Source organism: Mesorhizobium sp. M1295 (assembly GCF_040318135.1).
Classification (GTDB): domain Bacteria; phylum Pseudomonadota; class Alphaproteobacteria; order Rhizobiales; family Rhizobiaceae; genus Mesorhizobium.
Window position 1 is genome coordinate 150,804 of sequence record NZ_JAMYLU010000003.1, and the last position, 23,795, is coordinate 174,598.

Annotated in this window: 28 protein-coding genes; 8 read left to right on the forward strand and 20 right to left on the reverse strand. The window is 61.8% G+C overall.

The genetic code is table 11. From position 1 onward, the window contains the following. Nucleotides 1–154: 154 nt before the first annotated feature. From NKH29_RS05995 to NKH29_RS06015, 5 genes are all read right to left on the reverse strand, one after another. A complete protein-coding gene (locus tag NKH29_RS05995) occupies nt 155–451 on the reverse strand; it encodes an HPr family phosphocarrier protein (RefSeq protein ID WP_023718281.1) in 297 nt (98 codons plus the stop codon). Then, the gene (locus NKH29_RS06000; RefSeq protein WP_023718280.1) at nt 448–849 is read right to left on the reverse strand and encodes a PTS sugar transporter subunit IIA; all 402 of its coding nucleotides are present in this window, start codon (nt 847–849) and stop codon (nt 448–450) included. Before NKH29_RS06000 ends, NKH29_RS05995 begins: the two co-directional genes overlap by 4 nt. 164 nt (nt 850–1,013) lie before the next feature. Beyond that, nucleotides 1,014–1,460, reverse strand: coding sequence for an HPr kinase/phosphorylase (locus tag NKH29_RS06005; protein WP_352516065.1), 447 nt, complete (start codon nt 1,458–1,460; stop codon nt 1,014–1,016). 31 nt (nt 1,461–1,491) lie between these two features. Further along, on the reverse strand, nt 1,492–3,276 hold the full coding sequence (locus NKH29_RS06010) for a sensor histidine kinase (RefSeq protein WP_352484482.1): 1,785 nt from the start codon (nt 3,274–3,276) through the stop codon (nt 1,492–1,494). Between the two features lie 22 nt (nt 3,277–3,298). Continuing rightward, nucleotides 3,299–4,000 (reverse strand): response regulator transcription factor, encoded by a 702-nt coding sequence (locus NKH29_RS06015; protein WP_023677547.1) that lies wholly within the window; start codon nt 3,998–4,000, stop codon nt 3,299–3,301. Between the two features lie 342 nt (nt 4,001–4,342). Here NKH29_RS06015 and NKH29_RS06020 point away from each other — a divergent pair, with 342 nt between their 5' ends. From NKH29_RS06020 to NKH29_RS06030, 3 genes are all read left to right on the forward strand, one after another. Then, complete coding sequence (locus tag NKH29_RS06020; protein WP_352484483.1) at nt 4,343–5,953, forward strand: phosphoenolpyruvate carboxykinase; 1,611 nt, start codon at nt 4,343–4,345, stop codon at nt 5,951–5,953. Between the two features lie 69 nt (nt 5,954–6,022). After that, a complete protein-coding gene (arfB, locus tag NKH29_RS06025; protein WP_352999204.1) occupies nt 6,023–6,460 on the forward strand; it encodes an alternative ribosome rescue aminoacyl-tRNA hydrolase ArfB in 438 nt (145 codons plus the stop codon). Nucleotides 6,461–6,591: 131 nt separating this feature from the next. Next, a complete protein-coding gene (locus tag NKH29_RS06030; protein ID WP_352484500.1) occupies nt 6,592–7,209 on the forward strand; it encodes an alpha-ketoglutarate-dependent dioxygenase AlkB in 618 nt (205 codons plus the stop codon). Here NKH29_RS06030 and NKH29_RS06035 read toward each other — a convergent pair. The 15 genes from NKH29_RS06035 to hisB all read right to left on the reverse strand — a co-directional run bounded on the left by NKH29_RS06035 (nt 7,172) and on the right by hisB (nt 19,200). Continuing rightward, complete coding sequence (locus tag NKH29_RS06035) at nt 7,172–7,873, reverse strand: hypothetical protein (protein WP_352484484.1); 702 nt, start codon at nt 7,871–7,873, stop codon at nt 7,172–7,174. The genes NKH29_RS06030 and NKH29_RS06035 overlap by 38 nt on opposite strands. A gap of 75 nt (nt 7,874–7,948) precedes the next feature. After that, the gene (locus NKH29_RS06040; protein ID WP_352591231.1) at nt 7,949–9,442 is read right to left on the reverse strand and encodes a hypothetical protein; all 1,494 of its coding nucleotides are present in this window, start codon (nt 9,440–9,442) and stop codon (nt 7,949–7,951) included. A gap of 196 nt (nt 9,443–9,638) precedes the next feature. Beyond that, on the reverse strand, nt 9,639–11,129 hold the full coding sequence (locus tag NKH29_RS06045) for a hypothetical protein (RefSeq protein WP_023718273.1): 1,491 nt from the start codon (nt 11,127–11,129) through the stop codon (nt 9,639–9,641). A 73-nt stretch (nt 11,130–11,202) separates the two neighbouring features. Beyond that, complete coding sequence (locus NKH29_RS06050; RefSeq protein WP_023718272.1) at nt 11,203–11,598, reverse strand: GtrA family protein; 396 nt, start codon at nt 11,596–11,598, stop codon at nt 11,203–11,205. A gap of 7 nt (nt 11,599–11,605) precedes the next feature. Further along, nucleotides 11,606–12,376, reverse strand: coding sequence for a class I SAM-dependent methyltransferase (locus NKH29_RS06055; protein WP_023718271.1), 771 nt, complete (start codon nt 12,374–12,376; stop codon nt 11,606–11,608). Continuing rightward, nucleotides 12,376–13,383, reverse strand: coding sequence for a glycosyltransferase family 2 protein (locus tag NKH29_RS06060; RefSeq protein ID WP_031193759.1), 1,008 nt, complete (start codon nt 13,381–13,383; stop codon nt 12,376–12,378). The genes NKH29_RS06055 and NKH29_RS06060 overlap by 1 nt, the downstream gene beginning before the upstream one ends. A 76-nt stretch (nt 13,384–13,459) precedes the next feature. Then, entirely contained in the window at nt 13,460–14,419 is a 960-nt protein-coding gene (gene coaA, locus NKH29_RS06065) for a type I pantothenate kinase (RefSeq protein ID WP_023718269.1), read from the reverse strand. 18 nt (nt 14,420–14,437) lie between these two features. Beyond that, nucleotides 14,438–14,764, reverse strand: coding sequence for a phosphoribosyl-ATP diphosphatase (locus NKH29_RS06070; protein ID WP_254815934.1), 327 nt, complete (start codon nt 14,762–14,764; stop codon nt 14,438–14,440). A 36-nt stretch (nt 14,765–14,800) separates the two neighbouring features. Next, nucleotides 14,801–15,595, reverse strand: coding sequence for an imidazole glycerol phosphate synthase subunit HisF (hisF, locus tag NKH29_RS06075; RefSeq protein WP_352999295.1), 795 nt, complete (start codon nt 15,593–15,595; stop codon nt 14,801–14,803). Next, nucleotides 15,592–16,428, reverse strand: a complete 837-nt coding sequence (locus tag NKH29_RS06080; RefSeq protein WP_023718266.1) for an arginase family protein — start codon at nt 16,426–16,428, stop codon at nt 15,592–15,594. The genes hisF and NKH29_RS06080 overlap by 4 nt, the downstream gene beginning before the upstream one ends. Beyond that, the gene (gene hisA, locus NKH29_RS06085) at nt 16,425–17,174 is read right to left on the reverse strand and encodes a 1-(5-phosphoribosyl)-5-[(5-phosphoribosylamino)methylideneamino]imidazole-4-carboxamide isomerase (RefSeq protein ID WP_023718265.1); all 750 of its coding nucleotides are present in this window, start codon (nt 17,172–17,174) and stop codon (nt 16,425–16,427) included. Before hisA ends, NKH29_RS06080 begins: the two co-directional genes overlap by 4 nt. 2 nt (nt 17,175–17,176) lie before the next feature. Then, complete coding sequence (locus NKH29_RS06090; RefSeq protein WP_352640263.1) at nt 17,177–17,446, reverse strand: DUF1330 domain-containing protein; 270 nt, start codon at nt 17,444–17,446, stop codon at nt 17,177–17,179. Nucleotides 17,447–17,470: 24 nt separating this feature from the next. After that, complete coding sequence (hisH, locus tag NKH29_RS06095) at nt 17,471–18,121, reverse strand: imidazole glycerol phosphate synthase subunit HisH (protein ID WP_352484488.1); 651 nt, start codon at nt 18,119–18,121, stop codon at nt 17,471–17,473. 1 nt (nt 18,122) lies between these two features. Beyond that, nucleotides 18,123–18,596: a DUF2628 domain-containing protein gene (locus NKH29_RS06100; protein WP_352999205.1), complete on the reverse strand. Its 474-nt coding sequence runs from the start codon at nt 18,594–18,596 to the stop codon at nt 18,123–18,125. 4 nt (nt 18,597–18,600) lie between these two features. Continuing rightward, a complete protein-coding gene (hisB, locus tag NKH29_RS06105) occupies nt 18,601–19,200 on the reverse strand; it encodes an imidazoleglycerol-phosphate dehydratase HisB (RefSeq protein WP_352717183.1) in 600 nt (199 codons plus the stop codon). 225 nt (nt 19,201–19,425) lie between these two features. On the opposite strand from hisB, the gene hslV reads away from it, so the two are divergent. The 5 genes from hslV (at nt 19,426) to NKH29_RS06130 (ending at nt 23,572) form a co-directional block, all read left to right on the forward strand. Beyond that, nucleotides 19,426–19,977: an ATP-dependent protease subunit HslV gene (gene hslV, locus NKH29_RS06110; protein ID WP_023718260.1), complete on the forward strand. Its 552-nt coding sequence runs from the start codon at nt 19,426–19,428 to the stop codon at nt 19,975–19,977. After that, a complete protein-coding gene (locus NKH29_RS06115; RefSeq protein ID WP_352999207.1) occupies nt 19,967–20,509 on the forward strand; it encodes a GNAT family N-acetyltransferase in 543 nt (180 codons plus the stop codon). Before hslV ends, NKH29_RS06115 begins: the two co-directional genes overlap by 11 nt. Nucleotides 20,510–20,513: 4 nt before the next feature. After that, on the forward strand, nt 20,514–21,110 hold the full coding sequence (locus NKH29_RS06120) for a DUF2585 domain-containing protein (RefSeq protein ID WP_023718258.1): 597 nt from the start codon (nt 20,514–20,516) through the stop codon (nt 21,108–21,110). Nucleotides 21,111–21,114: 4 nt separating this feature from the next. Beyond that, nucleotides 21,115–22,428: an ATP-dependent protease ATPase subunit HslU gene (gene hslU, locus NKH29_RS06125; protein WP_023718257.1), complete on the forward strand. Its 1,314-nt coding sequence runs from the start codon at nt 21,115–21,117 to the stop codon at nt 22,426–22,428. A gap of 184 nt (nt 22,429–22,612) precedes the next feature. Continuing rightward, nucleotides 22,613–23,572, forward strand: coding sequence for a DUF1402 family protein (locus NKH29_RS06130; protein ID WP_352999209.1), 960 nt, complete (start codon nt 22,613–22,615; stop codon nt 23,570–23,572). The last annotated feature ends 223 nt before the right edge of the window (nt 23,573–23,795 follow it).

Here is a 23,795-nt window from a genome sequence, read left to right on the forward strand (position 1 = left end):
GCGAATTGATTGCGGGACGCGCCCCGCCCCGAAGGCGTGTGGGAGGGCGCGAGTTGCCGGCCTGACTAGCAGATCGGGAGTCGGACGACAATGGGATATAAAGAAATCTTTATCCGTGCATGTCTTCAGCGGCAACCAACACGAGAGAGCGCCGTCAGCATTCCTCGCCAAAACGGGAAGCAACCAGTTGCTCCAGCGCATCGATGACCTCTTCGGCCTGCGGGCCGCTGGCGGTGACGCGGATCGAATAGCCGGGGCTCGCCGCCAGCATCATCAGGCCCATGATCGAGGTGCCGCCGACCTTGACGCCGTCCTTCTCGACCTGGACCGTGGCATTGAAGCCGCTGGCAATTTGAACGAACTTGGCCGAGGCGCGCGCGTGCAGGCCGCGCTGGTTGACGATCGGAAAGTCGCGAACGATCTTGTCCTTTTCCGGCAACAGCGCGCTCATTTGCTGCTCAGGAGCTGACTGGCGACGTTGATGTATTTGCGGCCGGCAGCCTGCGCCTCATCCAGCGCGGCCGCCATGTTGTCGCCTTTGCGAACGCTGGACAGCTTGATCAGCATCGGCAGGTTCATGCCGGCAATGACCTCGATGCGGCCGGATTCCATCACGGAAATGGCGAGGTTGGAGGGCGTGCCGCCGAACATGTCGGTCAAAACGATGACGCCTGATCCGGTATCGACGCGGCCGACTGCGTCGATAATGTCGCGGCGGCGTTGTTCCATATCATCGTCGGCACCGATCGCCACGGTCTCGAAATTGTCTTGTGGCCCTACGACATGTTCCACGGCATTGCGGAACTCGGCGGCCAGTTGACCGTGCGTTACAAGCACGAGTCCGATCATTCTTTGGTGGCTCCCGTCATCGCCGCTTCACAGGCGCATTTTATGCTCGCCGACCGTTCCAGGTGGCGGGAGCGCTATCTTGTCGACGCAAGGCCCGTTGACAAGCCCAAAATTGCGCCGGCCCAGACCAATTTGACGCATTGCAGCAAAAAATCCAAATCGGATCACAGGAAAGGCGCAATCGACAGGCGCGACATCACTGCCGGCAAGGCCGCCGCGACATTGCGCCCGGCAAGATCGATGCGCGGCACTGGTACGCCGAAAACGAGTTCGCTGCAGTCTTCCTGGAAGCGGGCCATTTTGCCGGCTGGCACCAGCCGGATAATGAGGTCGATCACGCAGCTTGGCTCGAATGGTATCGGCTTGGGGCCGAATCCCGGCACCTCGACGAGGCCGGCTATGCTGACTGGTGCGCGGCAGACCAGCCGCCCCTCGCAATCGGCAGCAAAGAGCTGGTCATCGCCGATCAGCCGCGAAAACAGCCCGCGCTGGCTGCAATGATCGATCAAGGCGAGCGCCAGCGTCGTCTTGCCCAAGCCGGACGGTCCGGTGATGAGAATGCCGCAATCACCTATCAGGATGGCGGTGCCGTGAATGTTTTCAGGCTGCACAATAGGACCAGGCGTGATTGGAATTCATCCGTCAGCCTTCGGCCGGCAGCGTCACCACGAAGCGGGCGCCCTTGATCTCGCCAGGCTTGGTGCCCGGGATGTTCTCGGCGCTCAACGTGCCGCCATGGGCTTCGACGATCTGCCGGGATATCGACAGGCCAAGGCCCGAGTTCTGGCCGAACGCCTCGCCGGCCGGCCGGTCGGTATAGAACCGCTCGAAAATGCGATCGATGTTGTCGGCCCGGATGCCGGGGCCATTGTCGTCGACGGTGACGATGTTGAACTTGCCGGCGCGCGCCAGCGATATGGTGATGTGGCCACGTTCTTCGGGAACGAACGAGCGGGCATTCTCGATCAGGTTGGTGATCACCTGGCCGATCCTCAGATCATGGCCGACGACGAAGTAGCCTTTCACGCCCTGCGGCAGTTTGGCGACCTTGAATTCGATCTCGACCGCCTTCTTGTTGCGTGTGGCCTCGCGCGAGACGGCGACCAGATCGGTGATGAACTTCTTCAGGTCGACAGTTCCCGCGTCTTCCCGCGCCAGTTCGGCATCGAGACGGGAGGCATCGGAAATATCGGTGATCAGGCGGTCCAGGCGCCTCACATCGTGCTGGATGATATCCATCAGCCGGCTGCGCGAATTGTCGTTCTTGGCCAGCGGCAATGTCTCCACCGCGCTGCGCAGCGAGGTGAGTGGGTTCTTCAATTCATGCGAGACATCCGCGGCAAAACTTTCGATCGCCTCAATGCGGGCGTAGAGCGCATTGGTCATGTCGCGCACGGCGATCGACAAATTGCCGATCTCGTCCTGGCGGTCGGAGAAGTCGGGAATTTCCTCGCGGTTCTTGACACCGCGGCGAACCCTGACCGCCGCCGCGGAAAGCCGGCGCAGCGGGTTGGCGATGGTGGAGGCCAGCAGCATCGACAGGATAGCGGTAACCAGCGCGGCGATGCCGAACACGCGCAGGATCGCCTTGCGCTCGGCCGCGACGATCTTGTCGATGTCGCCACCTTCGGTCGACAGCATCAGTACGCCGAGAACGGCACGGAAGCGCTGGATCGGCACCGCCACGGAAACGATCTGCTCGCCCTGCTCCGAGATCCGCACGATCGTCGACGGACTGCCGGTAAGCGCCTTGACCACTTCGGGAAACGCGGCACCGTTGCCGCCCGGCTGCTCGCGATAGACGGGCAGCTGCTTATTGCGGAAGAAATCGAAGACGAATTTCTGGATGCGCTCCAGAAGATCCGGCTGCTCCTCTTCGACCGGCGGCAGATCGTAGCGAAGGATCTGACCGCGCGAATAGAGATGGCGGGAATCGAGCAGCAGGTTGGCGTCGCGGTCGTAAATGCGGGCGCGCGTGCGCGTCGGCGAGATCAACCGCCTGAGCACCGGCGCCACGCGCTCCGGATTGATCGGGAAATCGAGATTGTCGAGCTGATCGGAGCCCGGGCCGAGGCTTTCGCCAGCCTGCAACTCAAGCAGCTTTTCCGGATCGATGCTGATCGAATCGGTCTCGACCGTCGCCGATGCGGCAATCGCGCCGGCAATGATCTCGCCCTGGGTCATCAGGCTCTCGACACGGGCGTCGATCAGCCCGTCTCGAAAGGTGTTGAGGTAGAGAATGCCGGTGACCAGGACGGCCAGGCCGGCAAGATTGAGAAAGAGAATACGCCGCGTCAGGCTGGAAAAGATGTGATGGCCGAGAAACCGGCGCATCGGCACCGTGATTTTCGACACGAAGGCGGGCAGAATCCGCGGCGGGCGCCTGGCGGCGCCCGATCGTCTCACTCGCTCTACTTCCACTGCCATCGAATAGCAGCTCCCGCTCGACTCAAGCTTCGCGGAACCGATATCCGACTCCGTAAAGGGTTTCGATCATTTCGAAGTCATCATCGACGGCCTTGAACTTTTTGCGCAGCCGCTTGATGTGACTGTCGATGGTGCGGTCATCGACATAGACCTGCTCATCATAAGCCGAATCCATCAGCGCATCACGGCTTTTTACGACGCCTGGACGCTGGGCCAGCGAATGCAGGATGAGGAACTCGGTGACGGTAAGCGTCACCGGCTCGCCCTTCCAGGTGCAGGTGTGGCGCTCCTGGTCCATGACAAGCTGGCCGCGCTCAAGCGACCGAGCCTGCTGGTTGGGCGCCTTGGCGGCCGCCTCGCGGGTACTGGCGCGGCGCAGCACGGCGCGGACGCGCTCGACCAGAAGACGCTGCGAGAAGGGTTTGCGGATGAAGTCGTCGGCGCCCATCTTGAGGCCGAACAGTTCATCGATCTCGTCGTCCTTGGAGGTCAGGAAGATCACCGGCAGGTCGGATTTCTGGCGCATCCGGCGCAGCAGCTCCATGCCGTCCATGCGCGGCATCTTGATGTCGAGGATGGCGAGGTTCGGCGGGCGCGCCGCCAGTCCCTCCAGCGCCGACGCCCCATCCGTGTAGGTTTCAACCCGATAACCCTCGGATTCGAGGGCGATCGAAACCGAAGTCAGAATGTTGCGATCGTCGTCGACAAGCGCGATTGTTGCCATTTCAAGCGGCTCCCTCATGAGCTGTCCCTTCTTTCGTCGAGAAGGGGCTTTTGCAGGACAAATTAGGTACAAAATGTGGCATAGGCTCTATCCGCTGTCACGCGCGGCATGCCGGCGGCCACAATTGTACCTCGATATGGATTGGACGAATGAACATCGCCAATCCTTTGGGCAACCATCAGTGTTTTTGCACATATAAACGATTTAAACAACTTTCAAAATATTTAAATCGATTAATGATTTGATATCATTCGCCTTTTCTGGTTTTGACGTTTTTAGCTCCTGCAATGGGGGTTCCGGAATTCGCCGGTAAAGACGCGGTAAATCGAAGAAGGGACACCCATGTCGGAAGCCGGCAAACGCAATCCTGCATGTACAATCGATCGGATCGGCCTGAGAACCACGGGCGTGGTGCGCTATAATTTCGGCGCGGCCGCGCTCTACGAGGAGGCAATCCGCCGTGGCGAGGCCCGACTCACCGCGCATGGCGCGCTTGCCGCCGAAACCGGGCAGCACACCGGCCGCTCGCCCAGGGACAAATTCGTGGTGCGCGACGAAAGCACCGCGCCGCATGTATGGTGGGACAACAACAAAGCGATTTCGCCGGGGCAGTTCGATACGCTGCTTGCCGATTTTCGCGCCCATGCGGCTGGAAAGGACCTTTATGTGCAGGACCTGGTCGGCGGCGCCGACGAGGAGCTGAAGCTGCCGACCCGGGTGATCACGGAGCTTGCCTGGCACTCCTTGTTCATCCGCAATCTGCTCATCCGGCCGGCAGCCGCCGAACTCGAGCATTTCGTGCCCGATTTGACGATCATCGACCTGCCGTCGTTCCGCGCCGATCCCGCCCGCCACGGCACGCGCGGCGAAACGGTGATCGCCGTCGATCTTTCGCGCATGATCGTGTTGATCGGCGGTACCTCCTATGCCGGCGAGATGAAGAAGTCGGTATTCACCGTGCTCAACTATCTGCTGCCGGCAAAAGGCGTGATGCCGATGCATTGCTCTGCCAATGAAGGACTCGCCGGCGACGCGGCCGTCTTCTTCGGCCTTTCCGGGACCGGCAAGACGACGTTGTCGGCCGACCCGTCGCGCACGCTGGTCGGCGATGACGAGCATGGCTGGGGACCGCACGGCATCTTCAATTTCGAAGGCGGCTGCTATGCCAAGACGATCAAGCTTTCGGCCGAAGCCGAGCCGGAGATCTTCGCCACCACCCAGCGCTTCGGCACGGTGCTGGAGAATGTCGCGCTCGACGCCGGTCGCGTGCCGGATTTCGACGATGGCGGGCTGACCGAAAACACACGCTGCGCCTACCCGCTCCACTTCATTCCGAACGCCAGCAAGACGGGGCGCGCCAACCACCCGAAGAATATCATCATGCTGACCGCCGACGCGTTCGGCGTGATGCCGCCGATCGCGCGGCTGACCCCGGCGCAGGCGATGTACCATTTCCTCTCCGGCTATACCGCCAAGGTGGCGGGGACCGAGAAAGGCGTTACTGAACCCGAAGCGACATTTTCGACATGCTTCGGCGCACCGTTCATGCCGCGGCATCCGTCGGAATACGGCAATCTGCTGCGCGAGCTCATCGCCCGCCACGGCGTCGATTGCTGGCTGGTCAACACCGGCTGGACCGGCGGCGCTTACGGCACCGGCAAGCGGATGCCGATCAAGGCAACGCGGGCGCTGCTTGCAGCAGCACTCGACGGCTCGCTGAAAGCGGCCGACTTCCGGACCGACGCCAATTTCGGTTTCGACGTGCCGGTGACGGTTACCGGCGTCGACCGCGCCATTCTCGACCCGAGATCGACCTGGATCGACAAGCCCGCCTATGACCGGCAGGCGGCAAGGCTGGTTGGCATGTTCGTCGACAATTTCGAAAAGTTCGAGGCCCATGTCGACGCAACCGTGCTCGGCGCTGCACCACGCATGCAGGTAGCGGCTGAATAGCCGTCGCGCTTCAAGGCCCGGCTTCGATCGGGCCTTTTCTTTTTTCGCCTGCCGCGCCATGACTGCGGCATGAACGCCGACGAAAAAATCATCATCACCGACGATGCGGTGATTAATCCGGGTGACCTGCACGAGGACTTCATCCGTTCGTCCGGCCCGGGCGGCCAGAACGTCAACAAGGTGGCGACGGCGGTGCAATTGCGCTTCGATGCTGCCAATGCACCGGGCCTGTCGGAGCGTGTGCGCGAACGGACCATCAAGCTTGCCGGCCAGCGCGCCACCAAGGACGGCGTCATCATCATCGAAGCCGGACGCTTCCGCACGCAGGAGCAGAACCGGGCGGACGCCCGGGCGCGGCTGACGGCACTGGTCGCCAAGGCCGCCGAACCGCCGCCACCGCCGCGCAAGAAGACAAGGCCGTCCAAGGGCGCGGTCGAAAGACGGCTGAAGAGCAAAGCCGGGCGCGGCTCGATCAAGAAAATGCGTGGCCGGGTCGAGGATGACTGACAGCCGAATCGGCTTCGGATCCCAGATCGCCGGTGTGAAATGTGCAGCCACTGCCGGAGGCGGCTTTCGGGTCGCCGTTTTCGTTTGACGGTGGCATTCTGATTTTCCAGACCAACGGATCAAGCGACCCGATGCTCGTGCTGCCCAAAGGCGTCCGCCATATGCCTGGTTACCTGTCGCGCGCCATGCAGGAAGTGCTGGTGGAAGATATCAGGGAGGTCGTGCAGGAAGCCCCGCTGTTCGTGCCGGCGATGCCGCGTACCGGCAAGGAGATGAGCGTGCGCATGACCAATTGCGGCCCGCTGGGCTGGGTCACCGACAAGGAGCACGGCTATCGCTACCAGCCGACTCACCCGGTGACCGGAAGGCCATGGCCGCCGATCCCGGAGATGCTGCTCGAACTGTGGCGGGACGTATCTGCCTATGCGCACCCGCCGGAGGCCTGCCTGGTCAATTTCTATTCCCAGGATGCCAAGATGGGTCTTCACCAGGATCGCGACGAGAGCGATTTCTCCGCGCCTGTCGTCTCGGCCTCACTCGGCGACGATTGCCTGTTCCGGGTCGGCCAGACCATGCGCGACGGCGCCACCAAATCGTTCAGATTGAAGAGCGGCGACGTCGTCGTGCTCGGCGGCGAAGGCCGCCTCTGCTTTCACGGCGTTGACCGCATCTACCCCTCGACCTCGGCATTGCTCAAGAACGGCGGCCGCATCAATCTGACGCTGCGTCGGGTGACGATGCCGAAATAGGCTGTTCGGGTGGCCGGTCGCCCGGCCGGACATAATCGTCGCGCAGATAGATGCGCTCGGTCTCGTCCTCGACGAGAATGCGATAGTGCGCCAGGATCGCGTCAAAGCCAAAACGCTCCATCAGTTGGCTTGTCCAAGGGCCATCATCTTTCCTGATAACTTTCGTAGAGATAATAATATCAGGGCGCAGACGCTCAAATTCTTGGCGTTTGCTTTCAGCGTAACGCTCCATGATCATCTCGTAATGCGTGGCTTGGGCGACGTCACGCGAAAGCGTGGCTTGCCGGGACAGAGCCATTGCAAACGCTCCAAGCCAGTCATTGGGATCGGCCGAAACGAACTGGCCGCCGATCATGCGGCTTAGTGGATGTCCAGTGTCTATATCTGGACTGATCAAGGCGACGTTTGGTCGATCGGTCGCGGCGCGTATCACGGCGACCAACACCGCGCCTGGCTTCTGAGTGCCCCAGTTCGGTAAGAAGGCAGCCACAATCGCCAGCGACACCAAGGCTCGCGGGGGAGCCGCCAGGCGGGAGAGCAGCCCTGCCGATTGCCGCTCGCTTCTCGGCAAGGCCAGCAAGCAAAGACTAGCCGCTACAGCGTAAAAAATCGATGGGTAGGCATGATACGTCCAGCCTTTGTCCTGGTAGAACAGCGGGAACAAGCCGGCAATAGATGCTGCCAGCGCTACGGCAGCCAGCTCTGGGAAATGGCCGACCGGCCACGACCACCAGCCGCGTCATGGTTTTTCCGAGGCCTTGCTCAATTCGGGTGGCCGGTCGCCCGACCGGACATAATCGTCGCGCAGATAGATGCGCTCGGTCTCGTCCTCGACGAGAATGCGGTAGTGCGCCAGGATGGCGTCAAAGCCAAAACGCTCTGTCAGTTGGCTTGTCCACATCGCGTTGTTTTTCTTGAAGACAATGATATCTGGGCGCAGACGCGCGAATTCTTTGCGTTTGCTTTCGACGTAACGCGCCATGATGGCCTGGTAACGCGTGGCTTCAGCGGTATCACCGGAAAGGGCTGCCTGCCGGGACAGGGAAAGCGCGAACACTCCGAGCCAATCGCTGACATGGGTCGAAACGAACTGCCCATCGATCATGCGGGTCAACGGATGTCCCGAGGACATATCCGAACTGATCAACGCAATAGTAGGCCGATCGGTCGCGGCGCGAATGGCGGCAACCAGCGCCGGCCCCGGTTTCTGGGTGCTCCAGTATGGCAAGAAAGCGATTGCCACCCCCGCCAGTGCCCAAGCTCGCGAAGGCGCCGTCACGAACGCCAACAGCTTCGACGGCTGCCGCACGATCCTGGGCACTGCCAGCAGGCACAAAATGGCTGCCACGGCGCAAAAGATCGCGGGATAGGCATGATAAGACCAGCCTTTCGCTTGGTAGAACAGGGGAAACATGCCGGCGATCGATGCAGCCAGCGCTACCGCCGCCAGCTCTGGAAACCGCCCGGCCGGCCACAGCCACCAAATCAGGAAGACGAGGAAACACCACGCGAAACCGTGGCCGATCACGATGGGCCAAAAGATGCCGAGCTTTCCATAAACATCCGCCAAGAGGGGATAGATGTCGCGCAGGAATTCCGGATGGATCAGCGTGACCGCGCCGAGATAGACAATGCAGATGCCGCCAATGACCCAGTGTTCCAGGGCGAAGATCGATTTCAGGCTGCGCCGGCGCACTGCAACGACCAGCGCTGGCGCCAACACCATGATCGCATAGTAGGGCTTGACCAGCAGCAAAATGCTGCCCGACAGGCCGGCGAGTACGGCGATCCCCGGGCCTGGTTGGGCGGCTGCATCTCTGCGCGCACGCCAGGCGTGAAGCGCAAGCAGCGGCATGAAAAGCGCCATGCCGATATGCTCTCGCTCGCTGAAGGCGTTGCCGGGGAAGATCACCAGCATTGCGCAAAACGCTGGCCCCAGTGCAAACAGTGATGCAGTTTCGGTGAAACCCCCGCGCTTGACGATCACGCCCGAGAGCGAAAGTCCGATAAGCACGGCAAGGTATGTCCAGGCCTCAACCAGGATTTCCGGGGCGGCGCCCAGCAATCTGGCCACAGCCACTGGCGGCAGATAGAGCCATACGCTGAATGGAGGGTTGGTCTCGTGGATCTGCGAGTAAAGCCGCTCACCGGAGAGCATCCGCTCGCATACCGTGATCAGCCAGCTAGTATCGGGAACAGTCCCCCAACGCCGCTGCCAGACGATGGAGAACACGGTGACTGCGGCAATGGCCAGGACATTGCGGCTAGGAAGCAGCGCCGCCGCGATATTCCGGCCGCGCCACCGGCTCAAGCCGTCAATGTCGTTCGAGACGCTCATGATGTTGCACCGAGGCTCTCGAGCTCGAGCCATACGTCGTCCAGCGGAGCGATTGGATCCAGCCGTGCCATGGTCTTCCGGGAGCCTCTGCTCAATTGGTTTGGAGCGGCGCAGGCGCCGTGTAACGCAGATAGACAGTGATTTCCGGCTCGTGGTGCAGCAGACGATAGTCGGCCAAGGCGGCTCCGATCCGCTTGTCCTGCAGCATCAGGGCTGTCCGCGCGGGCGAGCCTGACAGCACGACATCGGGCTTCTTCGCTGATATCTCGGCGGCGTATTCGCCGATCACCCGATCGCGGATGCTTTCAAGTTCCCGTCTCCGTTCGAGATCGCCGGTGGCGCGGGCGAGCGTGTCAGCGTTGGAGACCGCCCAGGCGCTCGGATGGCGTGATATGAACCTGCCGTCGACCAGCCTGGCGAGGGGATGGGCAACCTGCATCCGGTCGGCGATCGACATGATGGTCGGGGTTTCGACCGTTGCGCGGATCGCGGCGACAGAGCGCCCGATCGGGCCGTTGTCCGTCGTCAGCGCCGCGTACTGTGCCCTGACCGCTAGTTGCAGCACCAGCACGCAGCCGAAGATCAGGGCGGCCTTGCGAATGAAGCCTGCACTGCGGAATGTGCCGAACCGCAGAAGCTGGATGCCAAATGCAAGTGTTGCAACAACGACCATCGCCAGGGCGTGATTGGGCCAACCCTTGCCCATGACGATGAAGGCCGGAATGAACCCCAGTGCGGTCAGAAGCGGAATCCTGACGTCCCAGTTCGTCTGCCTCAGGCCGCCGGCCGCAAGCACGGTAGCGGCGGCCAGAAGCAGCACCACTTTCGGCCAGTTCGCCAGCATATCGGCGGTAGAGGCCCTCAACGGAAGATAGACCTCGCTGACCAAGGGCAGGACTTCGCTTAAATAAGCACGGTCGAAGAGCGCGATGGACGCGACATAGGCGGCCACGATCGTAGCGCCAAGCAGGTTCTCCACGACGAAGAGCGGTTTCAGCGACCGCCTTTCAACCGCAAGACAGAGTGACGGCAACATGAAGGCCAGCGCAAAATAGGGCGGCTTGACCATGACCACGATCGCCGCGCCGAAGCCCGCGACCATGTGCTCCAGGCGCGAGCCGGCGCTGAAATCCGGGTTCCGCTGACGTGTGCATTGCAACGCCACCCAAGGCAGAATGGCAATCAACGCGAAGTGCTCGCGTTGGCCGAATTGATCCGGCATGAAACAGAGAACCCAGCCCAGGGCCGCCGCTGCTGCCCAGAACGCATGGGGCTGCCGGTAAACCGGTTCATCGCGCGCGAGAATGCGGACAGAAACGAAAAGACTGGCCAGGCTCAGGCAAACGACACCAAGCGTCAGCCAGAATTCCGCACGTATGCCGGTGAGCTTTTCCAGGAGCATGAACGGCATGTAGAGCCAGATCGAGAAAGGTGGGTTGGTCTCCATGATGTCGGTGTTGAGCCGCTCTCCGCCAAGCAGCCGATCACAGACGACCAGAAGCCATGACACGTCGACATTGGTCGGTATCGCAATTGTTGTCAGCCAGACGGCGTATATGACGACCAGGCAGGCCAGCAGCAACGGGGCGCCCGCCACGCCCGCAAACGGCGAGAAACGGTTGGCACCGGGCAGCAGTTCACTGAGGGATCGCGCGCTAGAGACCACGAAACACCCAGCGTCCGAGGACGACATAGTTGATGACCGGCACGGCAATGCAGGTAAGCAGGATCGGGACTGCGGCAGGGACGCCGAGCATCTGGGTCAAAAGCCCCGGCAGGGCGATTGCGACAGCGAGGCCGGAAGCGGTGAGCAGGAGAAAGCGGGGCAGTTCCATCGCGTGGCTGCCGCCCGAGGTGAAGGTGAAATATTTATGCCCGGTGTAAGAAAACAGCGCGGCAACGGCGTAGGCCGCAAACGATGTGAGCGCCGCCGGCAGGGCCGCCGTCGCCTGCCCACGCGACAGCAGGAGAGCACAAACGGCATAGATCAGCGTCGACGCAATGCCAATTAGCGCAAAGCGCGATAGTCGACGATACGAACCGGTGCCCATTGCGCGGTCAAGCTGCCAATTTCTCGTCGAGGCGACCGGTTTCGACGGCGTCGTCCTTGCGGAATACCGCCAGCAGCGAAACACCGAAGGGCAGGCTTGCATTTGGTATGATGCGGCCTTCCGCCGAAAACACTGCCTTCATCGCCGCATTCAGTGGTTTCGACGGCGTTGCATGGCCGGCTGGCAAGGCGGGCTTGCGCAACCTATCCACCAGCCGTGCCAGTGCCGCTACAGGAAAGAGTGCGGCATTTGTGTAGCTCAGCCGGTCGATCCTGAAACCAGCCCTTTCAATTCGTTCACGCAGCAGATTGCGTGAATAGCGCCGCATATGATGCAGCCCCACATCATGCGTGCTCCACAACCATTGGTGTGCGGGCACCGTAAGGATGACGCTGCCGGCTGGTTTCAGCATCTGGCGGATCGCGGCAAGCGATGCCTCGTCTTCGGCGACATGTTCCAGCACGTCGAACAGGCAAACCAGGTCGCAGCTTTGCGGCGTGACAGGAATGTTGTCCGGCAGATGTCCGGCAAGGAAGTCGCGGCCGGTCTTTTCCCAGGCAATCCTGCGTGCGAGATCGCTCATCTCGACTGCCGTCACGGTGCCGAACTGCTCCAGCATCCGGATGTTGCCGCCGGTGCCGGCGCCGATCTCGACGATGCGCGCCTTTTCGGGCAGGTCGATGCTGCGAATGACCGCCTCTGCGATGGCGCGACGCCCGCAGAACCACCAATGCTCGTCTTCGGTGGCGGCCATCTGTCGGTAGGCGTCGAGCTCCATTAGCTCATTCCCTCATATTTGCGGCGCACAATGTAGATCGGACGCTGCTTGATCTCGGCGTAGACCCTGCCGAGGTATTGTCCGATGATGCCGATGCCGAGCAACTGGATGCCGCCAAGAAAAAGAACGCTGACCAGCAGCGAGGCGTAGCCGGGCACATCAACGCCAAAGATCATTGTCTTGGCGACGATCAGCAGGCCGTAGAGGAACGACAGCGCGGAAATCGTCGCGCCGACATAGGTCCAGATTTCAAGCGGAGCGGTGGAGAAGCTGGTGATGCCTTCGAGCGCGAAGTTCCACAGCTTCCAGCCGGAGAATTTCGACTGGCCGGCGATCCGCTGATCGCGGACATATTCGACGCTTGCGGTGCGGAACCCGACCCAGGCGAACAGGCCCTTCATGAAACGACGGCGTTCGGGCAAAGACCGCAGCGCCTGGATGACCTGACGGTCGATCAAACGGAAGTCGCCGACATCGTGCGGGATCTTCTGCTGCGCGATCCAGTTGTGAACGCGGTAGAACATCGAGGCGGAGCGCTGCTTGAGAAAGCTGTCGCTCGACCGGTTGGCTCGCTTGGCAAGAACAACCTCGAACCCCTCGCGCCACTTTTCCACAAGCAAGGGGATGACATGCGGCGGATCCTGCATATCGACGTCCATCGGGATCGCGGCATCGGCATCGCAGCTGTCGAGGCCCGCGGTCATCGCGGCTTCCTTGCCGAAATTGCGTGAAAGGTCGATTATGTGGATGCGAGGGTCTGCTTGTTGGGCTTCGATCAGCTTTTCGAGCGTCGTATCGCTGCTGCCGTCGTTGACGAAGATGAACTCGAGGGCAACGCCATTGTCCTTCAGCGGAGCGGTGCTTTCGCACACCGCCTTCAGGAACGGGGCAATCGCGCCTTCCTCATTGTGGACCGGCACGATCAGGGCAATCGTGGCGGCGCCGCTGCCCGGATGTGCGACGCGGTCCGCTGCCGGCCGATCAATATTTAGGAATGGCGCATTCATTGTTTGCCGAGCCCGCAGATCAGGCCTGACAATAGGAAGACGGGGTTAAGATGACTTTAAGGAATGAATCGGGATTTCACAGTTTTCGGAGCGCCACTTCCTCGACCAGATGATTGGCGCCCTTGCGCAGGATGAGATCGGCGCGGGCGCGGGTCGGCAATATATTCTCGCGCAAGTTCTTCAGGTTGATGTTGGTCCACAGGCCCTCGGCGATGGCGCGGGCCGCATCCTCGGAAAGTTGCGAATAGCGGTGGAAGAAGGAGGCTGGGTCGCGGAAGGCGGTTTCGCGCAGCCGCATGAAGCGGGCGATATACCAGTGATGGATAAGCGCCTCCTCGGCATCGATATAGATGGCGAAGTCGAAGAAATCTGACAGGAAAGGCACGATCTTGCCGTCCTTCGGCAGCTTGCCAGGTTGCAGGACATTGATGCCCTCGAAGATCAGGATGTCCGGCCTGTCGATGGTCTGGAACTCGCCCGGGATAACGTCATAGGTCAGGTGCGAATAGACCGGCGCGCGGACGTTGCGCTGCGCCGATTTGATGCCGGACAGGAAACGCAGCAGCGCGCCGACGTCGTAGCTGTCGGGAAAGCCCTTGCGCTCCATCAGATTGTTGCGGCGCAGGACTTCGTTCGGCAGCAGGAAACCGTCGGTGGTGACCAGATCGACCTTGGGACTCGACGGCCAGCGCGCCAGCAGCTCCTTTAGCACGCGCGCCGTGGTCGATTTGCCAACCGCCACGGAACCGGCAATGCCGATGATGAACGGTGTCTTGGCCACGTCCAGCGCGTTGAAAAAAACCTGGCGTTGCCTGAACAGGAGTTGACTGGCTTCGACATGGGCCGACAACAGCCGCGACATCGAAAGGTAGATGCGCTCGACCTCGTGGAGATCGACCGGATCGTTCAGCGACCGCAGACGACGGACCTCGTCCTCGGTGAGCGTCATCGGCGTATCGGCGCGGAACCGCGACCATTGCTCCGCCGAGAAGAACCGATAGGGTGAATACTTCTCGGTAGGAGCGAGCTGGTCCATCGAGTTCCTCCGCAGCGATCAGCCCCGGTCCAGCCGAGACGCCTTTTCGGCGATGCCCGAACGACCGGTGCGGCGTTCAAGCTCGTTGAGCACATCGCTCAGCGGAATGTCCGCTATGCCGAGAACGACAAGCCAATGATAGATGAGATCGGCGCTTTCCGAAACGAGCGCGTCCCTATCGGCGCTGACGGCTGCGATCACCGTTTCGACCGCCTCTTCGCCGAGTTTCTGCGCTGCCTTGCTCATGCCGCGCTGAAAGAGCTTGGCCGTCCACGAATCCGGATCGCCGGAACGTGCGCGTTCGCCAATGATCTTCTCCAGATCGGAGAGTGAGAACTCGGTCATGACGGCGTTTACAGCCTCTTCTTAGCCGGAAAGGCTCTAGGACCGATTACCCGGCGAGTCCAGCCGCATCGGCAGTCCGGCCTGAGCCATATGCATCTTGGCTTCAGCGATGCTGTAGGTGCCGAAATGGAAGATCGAGGCCGCCAGCACCGCGCCTGCATGGCCGTCGCGAATGCCTTCGACCATGTGATCGAGCGTGCCGACGCCACCGGAAGCGATGACCGGCACGCGCACGGCGTCGGCGACCGCGCGGGTAAGCGCTATGTCGTAGCCGGCCTTGGTGCCGTCGCGGTCCATCGACGTCAACAGGATCTCGCCGGCGCCGAGATCGACGATCCGCCGAGCGAACTCGACGGCATCGATGCCGGTCTTCTCGCGGCCGCCATGGGTGAAGATCTCCCAGCGATCAGCCTCGCCCACAGCGGACACTTTCTTGGCATCGATGGCGACGACGATGCACTGGTTGCCAAACTTGTCGGCAGCCTCGGCGACAAAATTTGGGGTTTTCACCGCCGCCGTATTGATCGACACCTTGTCGGCGCCGGCCAGAAGCAGCTTCCTGATGTCGGCGACCTGGCGGACGCCACCACCGACAGTCAGCGGCATGAAACATTGTTCGGCCGTTCGGGTAATGACATCGAAGATGGTCTCGCGGTTTTCCGACGAGGCAGTGATGTCGAGAAAGCAGAGCTCGTCGGCGCCGGCCGCGTCATAGGCTTTTGCCGCTTCGACGGGATCGCCGGCATCGACCAGGTCGACGAAATTGACGCCCTTGACGACGCGACCGTTCTTGACGTCGAGACAGGGGATGACGCGGGCTTTCAGCATCAGATCCTCTCGATCGCCGCAAGAAAGTCGACAAGCAGCTGGCCGACGACGGACGGAACCTCGGACTGGGAATCAAAGGCCGGATCGTAGGCCGAGAGCGTCACGCCCACGATCGGGATGGATCTGGCCAGCCCGCAGGCAAGCTGCCGCAGCTGTTCCGGACTCGGACCGCCCGGATGCGTGTAGCGGTTCACCTGCAGCACATCCGGATCGAGGACATCCAGGTCCAGATGCAGATGTCCCCGAACAGCCCCTGCCGCTGTGAGCTTTCCCACCATATCGAGCGCACCGGCACATTCGGCGCGCACGATCGGCAAAGTTTCCAGCAGGCGCTTTTCGTCGGGATCGAGGTCGCGGGCATCGACCAGCATGCAGTGCGCCGGGTCCATCGGCCGGAATCCCGGAATTGCTGCCGCCATCGGACGCCAGCAGAGCCCGAGTGTCGCCGCCAGCGCCATGCCGTCGAGAAAGCCGTAGGCGGACGTCTCTGGCGTGTTGAGATCGCCATGCTGATCGATCCAGATAATCGAATCCGCGTCTTCACCGGCAACCGCACCGGCGGCGGTCAGGCAATTTCCAGCAAGGACAATGGGGAAGCCTCCTCCGTCGCGGGCGAGGCCGACCTTGGCCGCGACGGCGTTGCAGACGGCGAAGCCGGTTGCGATTTCGCGCCCCTGCTCGTCTCCCACCTTGCCGATATCTTCGACGGCGACGTCATGGCCGGCCACGGTCAGAGCTTCGACGAGCCCACCGCCGATGATGGCGTCCGGCCCCTGGCCGCACCCTTCATGATGGTGCCCGCTGTCATAGGGGGCGAGGATAATCGAGACTTTCATGATGACGCCCCTGCCATCGGTTTGCCACGCAGGATCGCCAGTGCCTCGGCCGGGTCGATGCGGCCGTCGTAGAGCGCGCGGCCGGAGATCGCGCCTTCGAGCTTCCGCGCATCGGGCATGGTCATACGCACAATGTCGGCGATCGAGGCGAGCCCGCCCGAGGCGATGACCGGGATCGAAACCGCCTCGGCGAGATCGATGGTGGCGTCCCAGTTGATGCCGGTCAGCACCCCGTCTCGATCAATGTCGGTGTAGATGATGGCAGCAACGCCGGCGCCCTCGAATTTCCTCGCCAGTTCGATGACGCCGAGGCTCGAGGCCTCCGCCCAGCCTTCGACCGCGACCTTGCCGCCCTTGGCGTCGATGCCGACGGCGATCTTGCCCGGGAATGCCTTGCAAGCCTGCCTGACCAGATCCGGATCGCGCACCGCCACAGTGCCAAGAATGACGCGGGCCAGCCCACGGTCGAGCCAGTCCTCGATCTGCGCCAGAGTGCGGATGCCGCCGCCGAGCTGCACCGGGTTGTTCGTCGCCTTGAGGATGGCGCCGACTGCCGCGCTGTTGACGCTCTGGCCCTTGAAGGCGCCGTTGAGGTCGACGACGTGCAGCCATTCGAAGCCCTGCTCTTCGAAGGCGCGCGCCTGAGCGGCGGGATCGTCATTGTAGACCGTCGCGGTCGCCATGTCGCCATGCTTGAGGCGCACGCATTTGCCGTCCTTGAGGTCTATCGCCGGAAACAGGATCACCTTCAGGCGCCTTCGACGATGACAAAGTGGCCGGTCGAGCCGGCGAGCCTGTACTTCAAGGCCTCCTGGTATTCAGGCGAGCCGTAGCAGGCGATCGCCGTCTCGTAGGATTCGAATTCCACCAGCACGTGGCGATTGCCTGTCGGCCCTTCCGGGCTGGTATACCGTCCGGCGCGCACGGGAAACTTCGCGCCGTATTTCGCAAAAGCCGCGGCATTGGCCTCGATGTACTGCTTGTAGACCTCGGGGTCGCGGACATCGACCATCGCCATTCAATAGCCCTTCTTGCTCATGACCTAGGGCCTCCATTGCAGGAAGTTGGTGATCAAAGCGAGGCCGAGCGCCTGGCTCTTCTCGGGGTGGAATTGCGTTCCGGCGAGATTGCCGCGGGCGACAGCGGCCGTCACCGGGCCACCGTAGTCGGCGACCGCCAGCACCTCGTCCTCCTTCCGTGCATCGAGATGGTAGGAGTGGACGAAGTAGGCGTGCAGCCCCTTCCCGCCCGTCGCAATGCCGGAAAACAGCGGATGCTTGCGCTTCAGGTCAATCGTGTTCCAGCCGATCTGCGGGATCTTCAGTGTCGGATCGGCCGGCGTGATCTCCTTGACGTCGCCGGCGATCCAGCCAAACCCTTTCGTAACCGTTTTCTCCAAGCCTCGCTCCGACATCAGCTGCATGCCGACGCAGATGCCTAGGAACGGCCGTCCCTTGACGATCGCGACCTCCTCGACCGCTTCCCACATGCCGGCCACAGCGCGCAGTCCAGCGGCGCAATCGGCATAGGCGCCAACGCCGGGCAGGACGATGCGGTCGGCGGTCCTGACCCGCTCGGCATCGGCTGTGAGTTCAATCGCGGCGGCAATGCCGGCTTCATGAGCGGCACGCTCGAAGGCCTTGGTGGCCGAGCGCAGATTGCCCGACCCGTAATCGATGATCGCGACCCGCATCTCAGCGCTTTCCCGGAATATGGGTCAGCCCCAGTGCCATGCCCATCGGCGTCGGCCGGGCAAGTGCTGCGTCCGGGACGATGCGCTGTGCGGGGGACCGTGCATTCGAATCCGCATCGGTTTCCAACGCGTAGCGAATGTCGGCATCGTCGAGCCTGTCGGCCTCGACGACACCCCATTCACGCCAGCCACGGCGGCGCAGTGCTGCGATCCGCAGGGCCTGCCCTTCCAGTCCGACAAAGAGCATGACAAGGAGGGACAAAAGCGAGCCTGCGCTTTCCAGGCCCAGGCTGTCGCCCAGCATCGAAAGCAGGCCCATGGCGACAAAGGCCAATGCCGCCTCGACCCACAGCCGGTGCCAGGCCAGCCACAGCGGCGGCAATAGGAAGCCGAGCCAGGCAAAGCCGTCACGGACAAAGGTGGTGTCCACCCTTTCGCTGCGGCCTGGCGGTTCCATCGCGACATAGATGGCCATGGCGCTACCCTTTCAGGGATCCCTTGGTGGAGGGAACCGCGTCCGGCTGGCGCGGGTCGCGCTCAAGCGCCGAACGCAGCGCACGCGCCACGGCCTTGAAGCAGGTCTCGGCGATGTGGTGATTGTTGGCGCCGTAATGATTGGTGACATGCAGCGTGATGCCGGCATTCTGCGCCAGCGCGTGGAAGAATTCGCGCACCAGCTCGGTGTCGAACGTACCGATCTTCGGCGATGAGAACGAAACATTCCAGACCAGAAAAGGCCGGCCGGAGACGTCGATCGCCGCCCGCGTCAGCGTCTCGTCCATGGCGAGATCGATCGAAGCATAGCGCATGATGCCGCGCCGCTCGCCCAATGCCTTGGCCAGCGCCTGCCCAAGCGCGATACCGGTATCCTCGACCGTGTGGTGGTCGTCTATGTGCAGGTCGCCCTTGGCCTTCACCGTCATGTCGATCAGCGAATGGCGCGATAACTGGTCCAGCATATGGTCGAAGAAGCCGACGCCCGTCGAAATGTCGGATTTGCCCGAGCCGTCGACCTGAACCGACACGGAGATGTCGGTTTCCTTGGTCTTGCGGCTTATCTCGGCGGAACGGGGCGCCATGACCTCATCCTTGTCTCAGATTTGCACGATTCAGGCGTTCACATGCCTGAAAACGAAAGCCTTCTAGCAGCATGATCCGGCGATTGCCAGTTACCGCTGCGGAGCACTATCCGGCCCGGTGGATGGCCGGTTTGCAATCGTCCGGCCTATGCATACATATGGCCGATCAAGTCACTCGTAATGCGCCAATCGCCTTGATGGGATCGGTGCTGACCGGAGCAGAAAATGTCTAATGAACTGACCATGCATGCCACGACCATCCTAACCGTGCGCAAGGGCGGCAAAGTGGTGATCGCCGGCGACGGCCAGGTCAGCCTCGGCCAGACCATCATGAAGGGCAACGCCAAGAAGGTGCGCCGCATCGGCAAGGGCGGCAACGTCATTGCCGGCTTCGCCGGCGCCACCGCCGATGCCTTCACGCTGCTGGAGCGGCTCGAAGCCAAGCTCGAACAATATCCCGACCAGCTGACACGCGCCTGCGTCGAGCTCGCCAAGGACTGGCGCACCGACCGCTATTTGCGCCGGCTGGAAGCAATGATGCTGGTGGCCGACAGGTCGGTGTCGCTGGCGCTGACCGGCACCGGCGACGTGCTGGAGCCCGAATTTGGCGTGATGGCCATCGGCTCCGGCGGCAACTACGCGCTGGCCGCGGCCCGCGCCCTGATGGATACCGATAAGGACGCCGAGGAGATCGCCCGCAAGGCGATGCAGATCGCGTCCGACATTTGCGTCTACACCAACAACAGCTTCGTCGTCGAAACCCTCGATGCCGCCTGAGCGGAGCCTCCGCTACGGTTTTCGGCCGGTGACCGAGAGGGACCTGCCGATGATCGCCGGCTGGCTTGCCGAGCCGCATGTCGCCGAATGGTGGAACGACCCAGAGACCGAGATCGCGGAGATCCGCGAGCATATCGACAGCATTTCGGTCGAGCCGCTGATTATCGAGCTCGACGGCAAACCCATCGGCTATTTGCAGAGCTACGATCCGCATCTGGAGGACGGTCATCCCTATAGCGACCAGCCGTTCGGCACGCTCGGCATCGATCTGTCGATCGGCGTGCCGGAGCTTGTCGGGACCGGCCACGGCTCGGCGATCGTCCGGCAGTTCGTCGAGCAGCTTTCCGAGGAAGGTGCGCCGCGCGTCATCATCGACCCGGACCCGGCCAATGCACGGGCTATCCGTGCCTATGAAAAAGCCGGTTTCAGGGCTATCGATCGCAGGAAGTCGGAATATGGCGATGCCGTGCTGATGGCGATTGATGCCCCAGAGGGTGATGCCGAACAGGGTGACGCAGAAGAGGGGCAATAGCAGCATGAGCGTATCCAGCGACAAAACCGTCTCGGCCTACGAAGACAGTTGGCGAATGGGGCTTCTGTTGGTTCTCGGTCTGGTCATATTCCAGGCAGGGGTCCTCTACGGCATGGGGCGGACGCCGATTTGCACCTGCGGCTACGTCAAGCTGTGGCACGGCATCGTGCAGAGCTCCGAGAATTCCCAGCATATCTCCGACTGGTACAGCTTCTCGCACATCATTCACGGCTTCCTGTTCTATGCGCTGGCGTGGTTTCTTTTCCCGCGCTCGCCGATCGGGCTCAGGCTGGCCTTTGCGGTGGTGATAGAGGGCGGCTGGGAGCTGCTCGAGAACAGCCCTTTCATCATCGATCGCTATCGCGCCGGCACGATCTCGCTCGACTATTATGGCGACAGCGTCATCAATTCGGTGTCGGACACGCTGGCCATGGTGCTGGGGTTTGTCATGGCGCGAAGGCTTCCTATATGGGTGATCGTAACCCTCGCCCTCATCTTCGAATTCGGTGTGGGCTATCTCATCCGGGACAATCTGACACTCAACGTGATCATGCTGCTGCATCCGTTCGAGTCCATTCGGCAGTGGCAAAGTGGAATTTAGTGACATGAGCACCTTCTCTCCCCGCGAAATCGTTTCGGAACTCGACCGCTTCATCATCGGCCAGAAAGACGCCAAGCGTGCCGTGGCGATTGCCTTGCGCAACCGCTGGCGCCGCCAGCAGCTCGAGGGCCAGATGCGCGAAGAGGTGATGCCGAAGAACATCCTGATGATCGGCCCGACCGGTGTCGGCAAGACCGAGATTTCTCGCCGCTTGGCGCGCCTTGCCGGTGCGCCTTTCGTCAAGGTCGAAGCCACCAAGTTTACGGAGGTCGGCTATGTCGGCCGCGATGTCGAGCAGATCATCCGCGATCTGGTCGAGATCGCCATCGGGCTGGTGCGCGAGAAGATGCGTGAGGACGTCGAGGCGCGTGCCCACATCAACGCCGAGGAAAGGGTGCTTGAAGCGCTCGTCGGCAAGACGGCGAGTCCGGCCACCCGTGACAGTTTCCGCAAGAAGCTGCGCGACGGCGAGCTTGACGACAAGGAGATCGAGATCGAAGTGGCCGATACCGGCAATGGCGGCATGCCCGGCTTCGAGATCCCCGGCATGCCGGGCGCCAATATCGGCGTGCTCAACATCAACGACATGCTGTCGAAAGCGATGGGCGGCAAGAAAACCAAGATGCGCAAGACGACCGTTAAAGAGTCCTACGGGCTGTTGATCAGCGACGAGTCCGACAAATTGCTCGACCAGGACGAGGTGGTGCGCAGGGCACTCGAATCGACCGAGAATGACGGCATTGTCTTCCTCGACGAGATCGACAAGATCGCCTCGCGCGAAGGCGGCATCGGTGCCGGTGTTTCGCGCGAGGGCGTGCAGCGCGACCTGCTGCCGCTGGTCGAAGGCACCACGGTTGCGACCAAATACGGACCGGTGAAGACCGACCACATCCTGTTCATCGCTTCAGGTGCGTTCCACGTCGCCAAGCCATCCGACTTGCTGCCGGAATTGCAGGGCCGCCTGCCGATCCGTGTCGAGCTGCGGGCGCTGGAGAAGGACGATTTCGTCCGCATCCTCACCGAGACCGAAGCCAGCCTGATCAAGCAGTATATCGCACTGATGAAGACCGAGGGAGTCGACCTGGTCTTCACCGATGACGCGATCGACTCGTTGGCCGGCATCGCTGTTGACCTCAACGCCAGCGTCGAGAACATCGGCGCCAGGCGGCTGCAGACGGTGATGGAACGGGTGCTGGACGAGATCTCCTATGACGCACCGGACCGCAACGGCACCTCCGTGACCGTCGATGCCGCCTATGTGGAGAAGCATGTCGGCGACCTCTCCAGAAACACGGATTTGTCGCGTTTCATCCTGTAGGAGACGCTTCATCCTCAAAGAGGCCGGGGAATTGCTCCCGGTCTCCGCCAAATTCAGCCCGGCATTTCCGATGTGTGGCCAAATGGAAGCATCCGGCGAGCTTTCGTCTCGTCGGGTGCAGGCGTCTCTCGACTCCCGTTGGAGCATTACCTAGTTTGCCCGGCGACTATTTGGGCGGCGGCGCATGAAAAAACTGATCCTCGTCATTCTCGGGCTGACGCTGGCGGCAGCCATGTTCGCCGCGCAAGCGGCAACCATGGTGCCGCCCGGCAACCGCAACACCGAGCAGCCCGACATACCGGGCGCATCCAGCCGGCGCAGCCAGGCGACCAACACCACCTTCCAGGCGAAATACCGCAAAGTGTTTGCGCTGCTCCAGAACGATGCCGAGCTGCGTGGCAAGATCATGCAGGCAGCCGCGGCCTATGGCATCGACCCGATGCATATCGTCGGCGCCATCGTCGGCGAGCACACCTACAATGTCGATGCCTACGACCGGCTGCAGACCTACTACGTCAAGGCGATCTCGTATCTGTCGAGCAAACTCTCCTTCGCCTATGAAGGCGAAGACATCACCGATTTCGTGCAACGGCCGCAATTTGCCAAGTGCGCGGGCAAATCGGACAGTTACGAACTCTGGGAATGCCGCGAGCAGGTGTGGAACCGGTCGTTCCGCGGCAAGACCGTCAACGGCGAGAGCTTTCCCAACGACCGCTTCGGCGCGACTTTCTTCCAGCCCTATTATGCCGGCCAGACTTTTGGTCTTGGCCAGCTCAATCCGCTGACGGCACTGCAGATGAGCGATCTCGTGCACAAGGTTTCCGGCCTGCCGGAGCTCGACGTCGGCGACCCGAACGCGGTCTACAAGACCATCATGGATCCTGACCTGACACTGCCTTATGTCGCGGCAACGATCCGGAAGTCGATCGACGCCTATAAAAGCATTGCCGGCTTCGACATCTCAGGCAATCCCGGCATCACGTCGACCCTCTACAATGTCGGCAATCCGGAACAGCGTGCCTATGCGCTGAAGGCGGAGAACGACAAGCGCCGCGCTGCGGGCGAGCCGGAAAAGCTGCCTGAGGAAAATTACTATGGCTGGCTGGTCAACGACAAATTGCCGGAGCTGAAGGCGCTGTTTTAGCAGTGAAGGTCTGCGGTGGAGCCTGCGCCAGGAAATCGCCTATCTGCTTGAACTCTGTGGCTTCGAACCCGTCGATCTTTTCAAGGGATCGCCCCGGCTGGGGAACAGCTTTTGGGTCGCGCGCGCGATCTGATGGGCAGCAAGGGGCGGATATTGTTGAAAAAAGTCCGGCGCATCCCTAAGCGAACGCCGCCAGCAGAATCCCATTTCCTTTGTCAGATCT

Excerpts from the sequence above, each read along its gene's own strand:
- NKH29_RS05995 (WP_023718281.1), bottom strand. The coding sequence starts at position 451 with ATGAGCGCGCTGTTGCCGGAAAAGGACAAGATCGTTCGCGACTTTCCG.
- NKH29_RS06000 (WP_023718280.1), bottom strand. The coding sequence starts at position 849 with ATGATCGGACTCGTGCTTGTAACGCACGGTCAACTGGCCGCCGAGTTC.
- NKH29_RS06010 (WP_352484482.1), bottom strand. The coding sequence starts at position 3,276 with ATGGCAGTGGAAGTAGAGCGAGTGAGACGATCGGGCGCCGCCAGGCGC.
- NKH29_RS06015 (WP_023677547.1), bottom strand. The coding sequence starts at position 4,000 with ATGGCAACAATCGCGCTTGTCGACGACGATCGCAACATTCTGACTTCG.
- NKH29_RS06020 (WP_352484483.1), top strand. The coding sequence starts at position 4,343 with ATGTCGGAAGCCGGCAAACGCAATCCTGCATGTACAATCGATCGGATC.
- arfB (WP_352999204.1), top strand. The coding sequence starts at position 6,023 with ATGAACGCCGACGAAAAAATCATCATCACCGACGATGCGGTGATTAAT.
- NKH29_RS06030 (WP_352484500.1), top strand. The coding sequence starts at position 6,592 with ATGCTCGTGCTGCCCAAAGGCGTCCGCCATATGCCTGGTTACCTGTCG.
- NKH29_RS06050 (WP_023718272.1), bottom strand. The coding sequence starts at position 11,598 with ATGGGCACCGGTTCGTATCGTCGACTATCGCGCTTTGCGCTAATTGGC.
- NKH29_RS06055 (WP_023718271.1), bottom strand. The coding sequence starts at position 12,376 with ATGGAGCTCGACGCCTACCGACAGATGGCCGCCACCGAAGACGAGCAT.
- NKH29_RS06060 (WP_031193759.1), bottom strand. The coding sequence starts at position 13,383 with ATGAATGCGCCATTCCTAAATATTGATCGGCCGGCAGCGGACCGCGTC.
- coaA (WP_023718269.1), bottom strand. The coding sequence starts at position 14,419 with ATGGACCAGCTCGCTCCTACCGAGAAGTATTCACCCTATCGGTTCTTC.
- NKH29_RS06070 (WP_254815934.1), bottom strand. The coding sequence starts at position 14,764 with ATGACCGAGTTCTCACTCTCCGATCTGGAGAAGATCATTGGCGAACGC.
- NKH29_RS06080 (WP_023718266.1), bottom strand. The coding sequence starts at position 16,428 with ATGAAAGTCTCGATTATCCTCGCCCCCTATGACAGCGGGCACCATCAT.
- NKH29_RS06090 (WP_352640263.1), bottom strand. The coding sequence starts at position 17,446 with ATGGCGATGGTCGATGTCCGCGACCCCGAGGTCTACAAGCAGTACATC.
- hisH (WP_352484488.1), bottom strand. The coding sequence starts at position 18,121 with ATGCGGGTCGCGATCATCGATTACGGGTCGGGCAATCTGCGCTCGGCC.
- NKH29_RS06100 (WP_352999205.1), bottom strand. The coding sequence starts at position 18,596 with ATGGCCATCTATGTCGCGATGGAACCGCCAGGCCGCAGCGAAAGGGTG.
- hisB (WP_352717183.1), bottom strand. The coding sequence starts at position 19,200 with ATGGCGCCCCGTTCCGCCGAGATAAGCCGCAAGACCAAGGAAACCGAC.
- hslV (WP_023718260.1), top strand. The coding sequence starts at position 19,426 with ATGTCTAATGAACTGACCATGCATGCCACGACCATCCTAACCGTGCGC.
- NKH29_RS06115 (WP_352999207.1), top strand. The coding sequence starts at position 19,967 with ATGCCGCCTGAGCGGAGCCTCCGCTACGGTTTTCGGCCGGTGACCGAG.
- NKH29_RS06120 (WP_023718258.1), top strand. The coding sequence starts at position 20,514 with ATGAGCGTATCCAGCGACAAAACCGTCTCGGCCTACGAAGACAGTTGG.
- hslU (WP_023718257.1), top strand. The coding sequence starts at position 21,115 with ATGAGCACCTTCTCTCCCCGCGAAATCGTTTCGGAACTCGACCGCTTC.
- NKH29_RS06130 (WP_352999209.1), top strand. The coding sequence starts at position 22,613 with ATGAAAAAACTGATCCTCGTCATTCTCGGGCTGACGCTGGCGGCAGCC.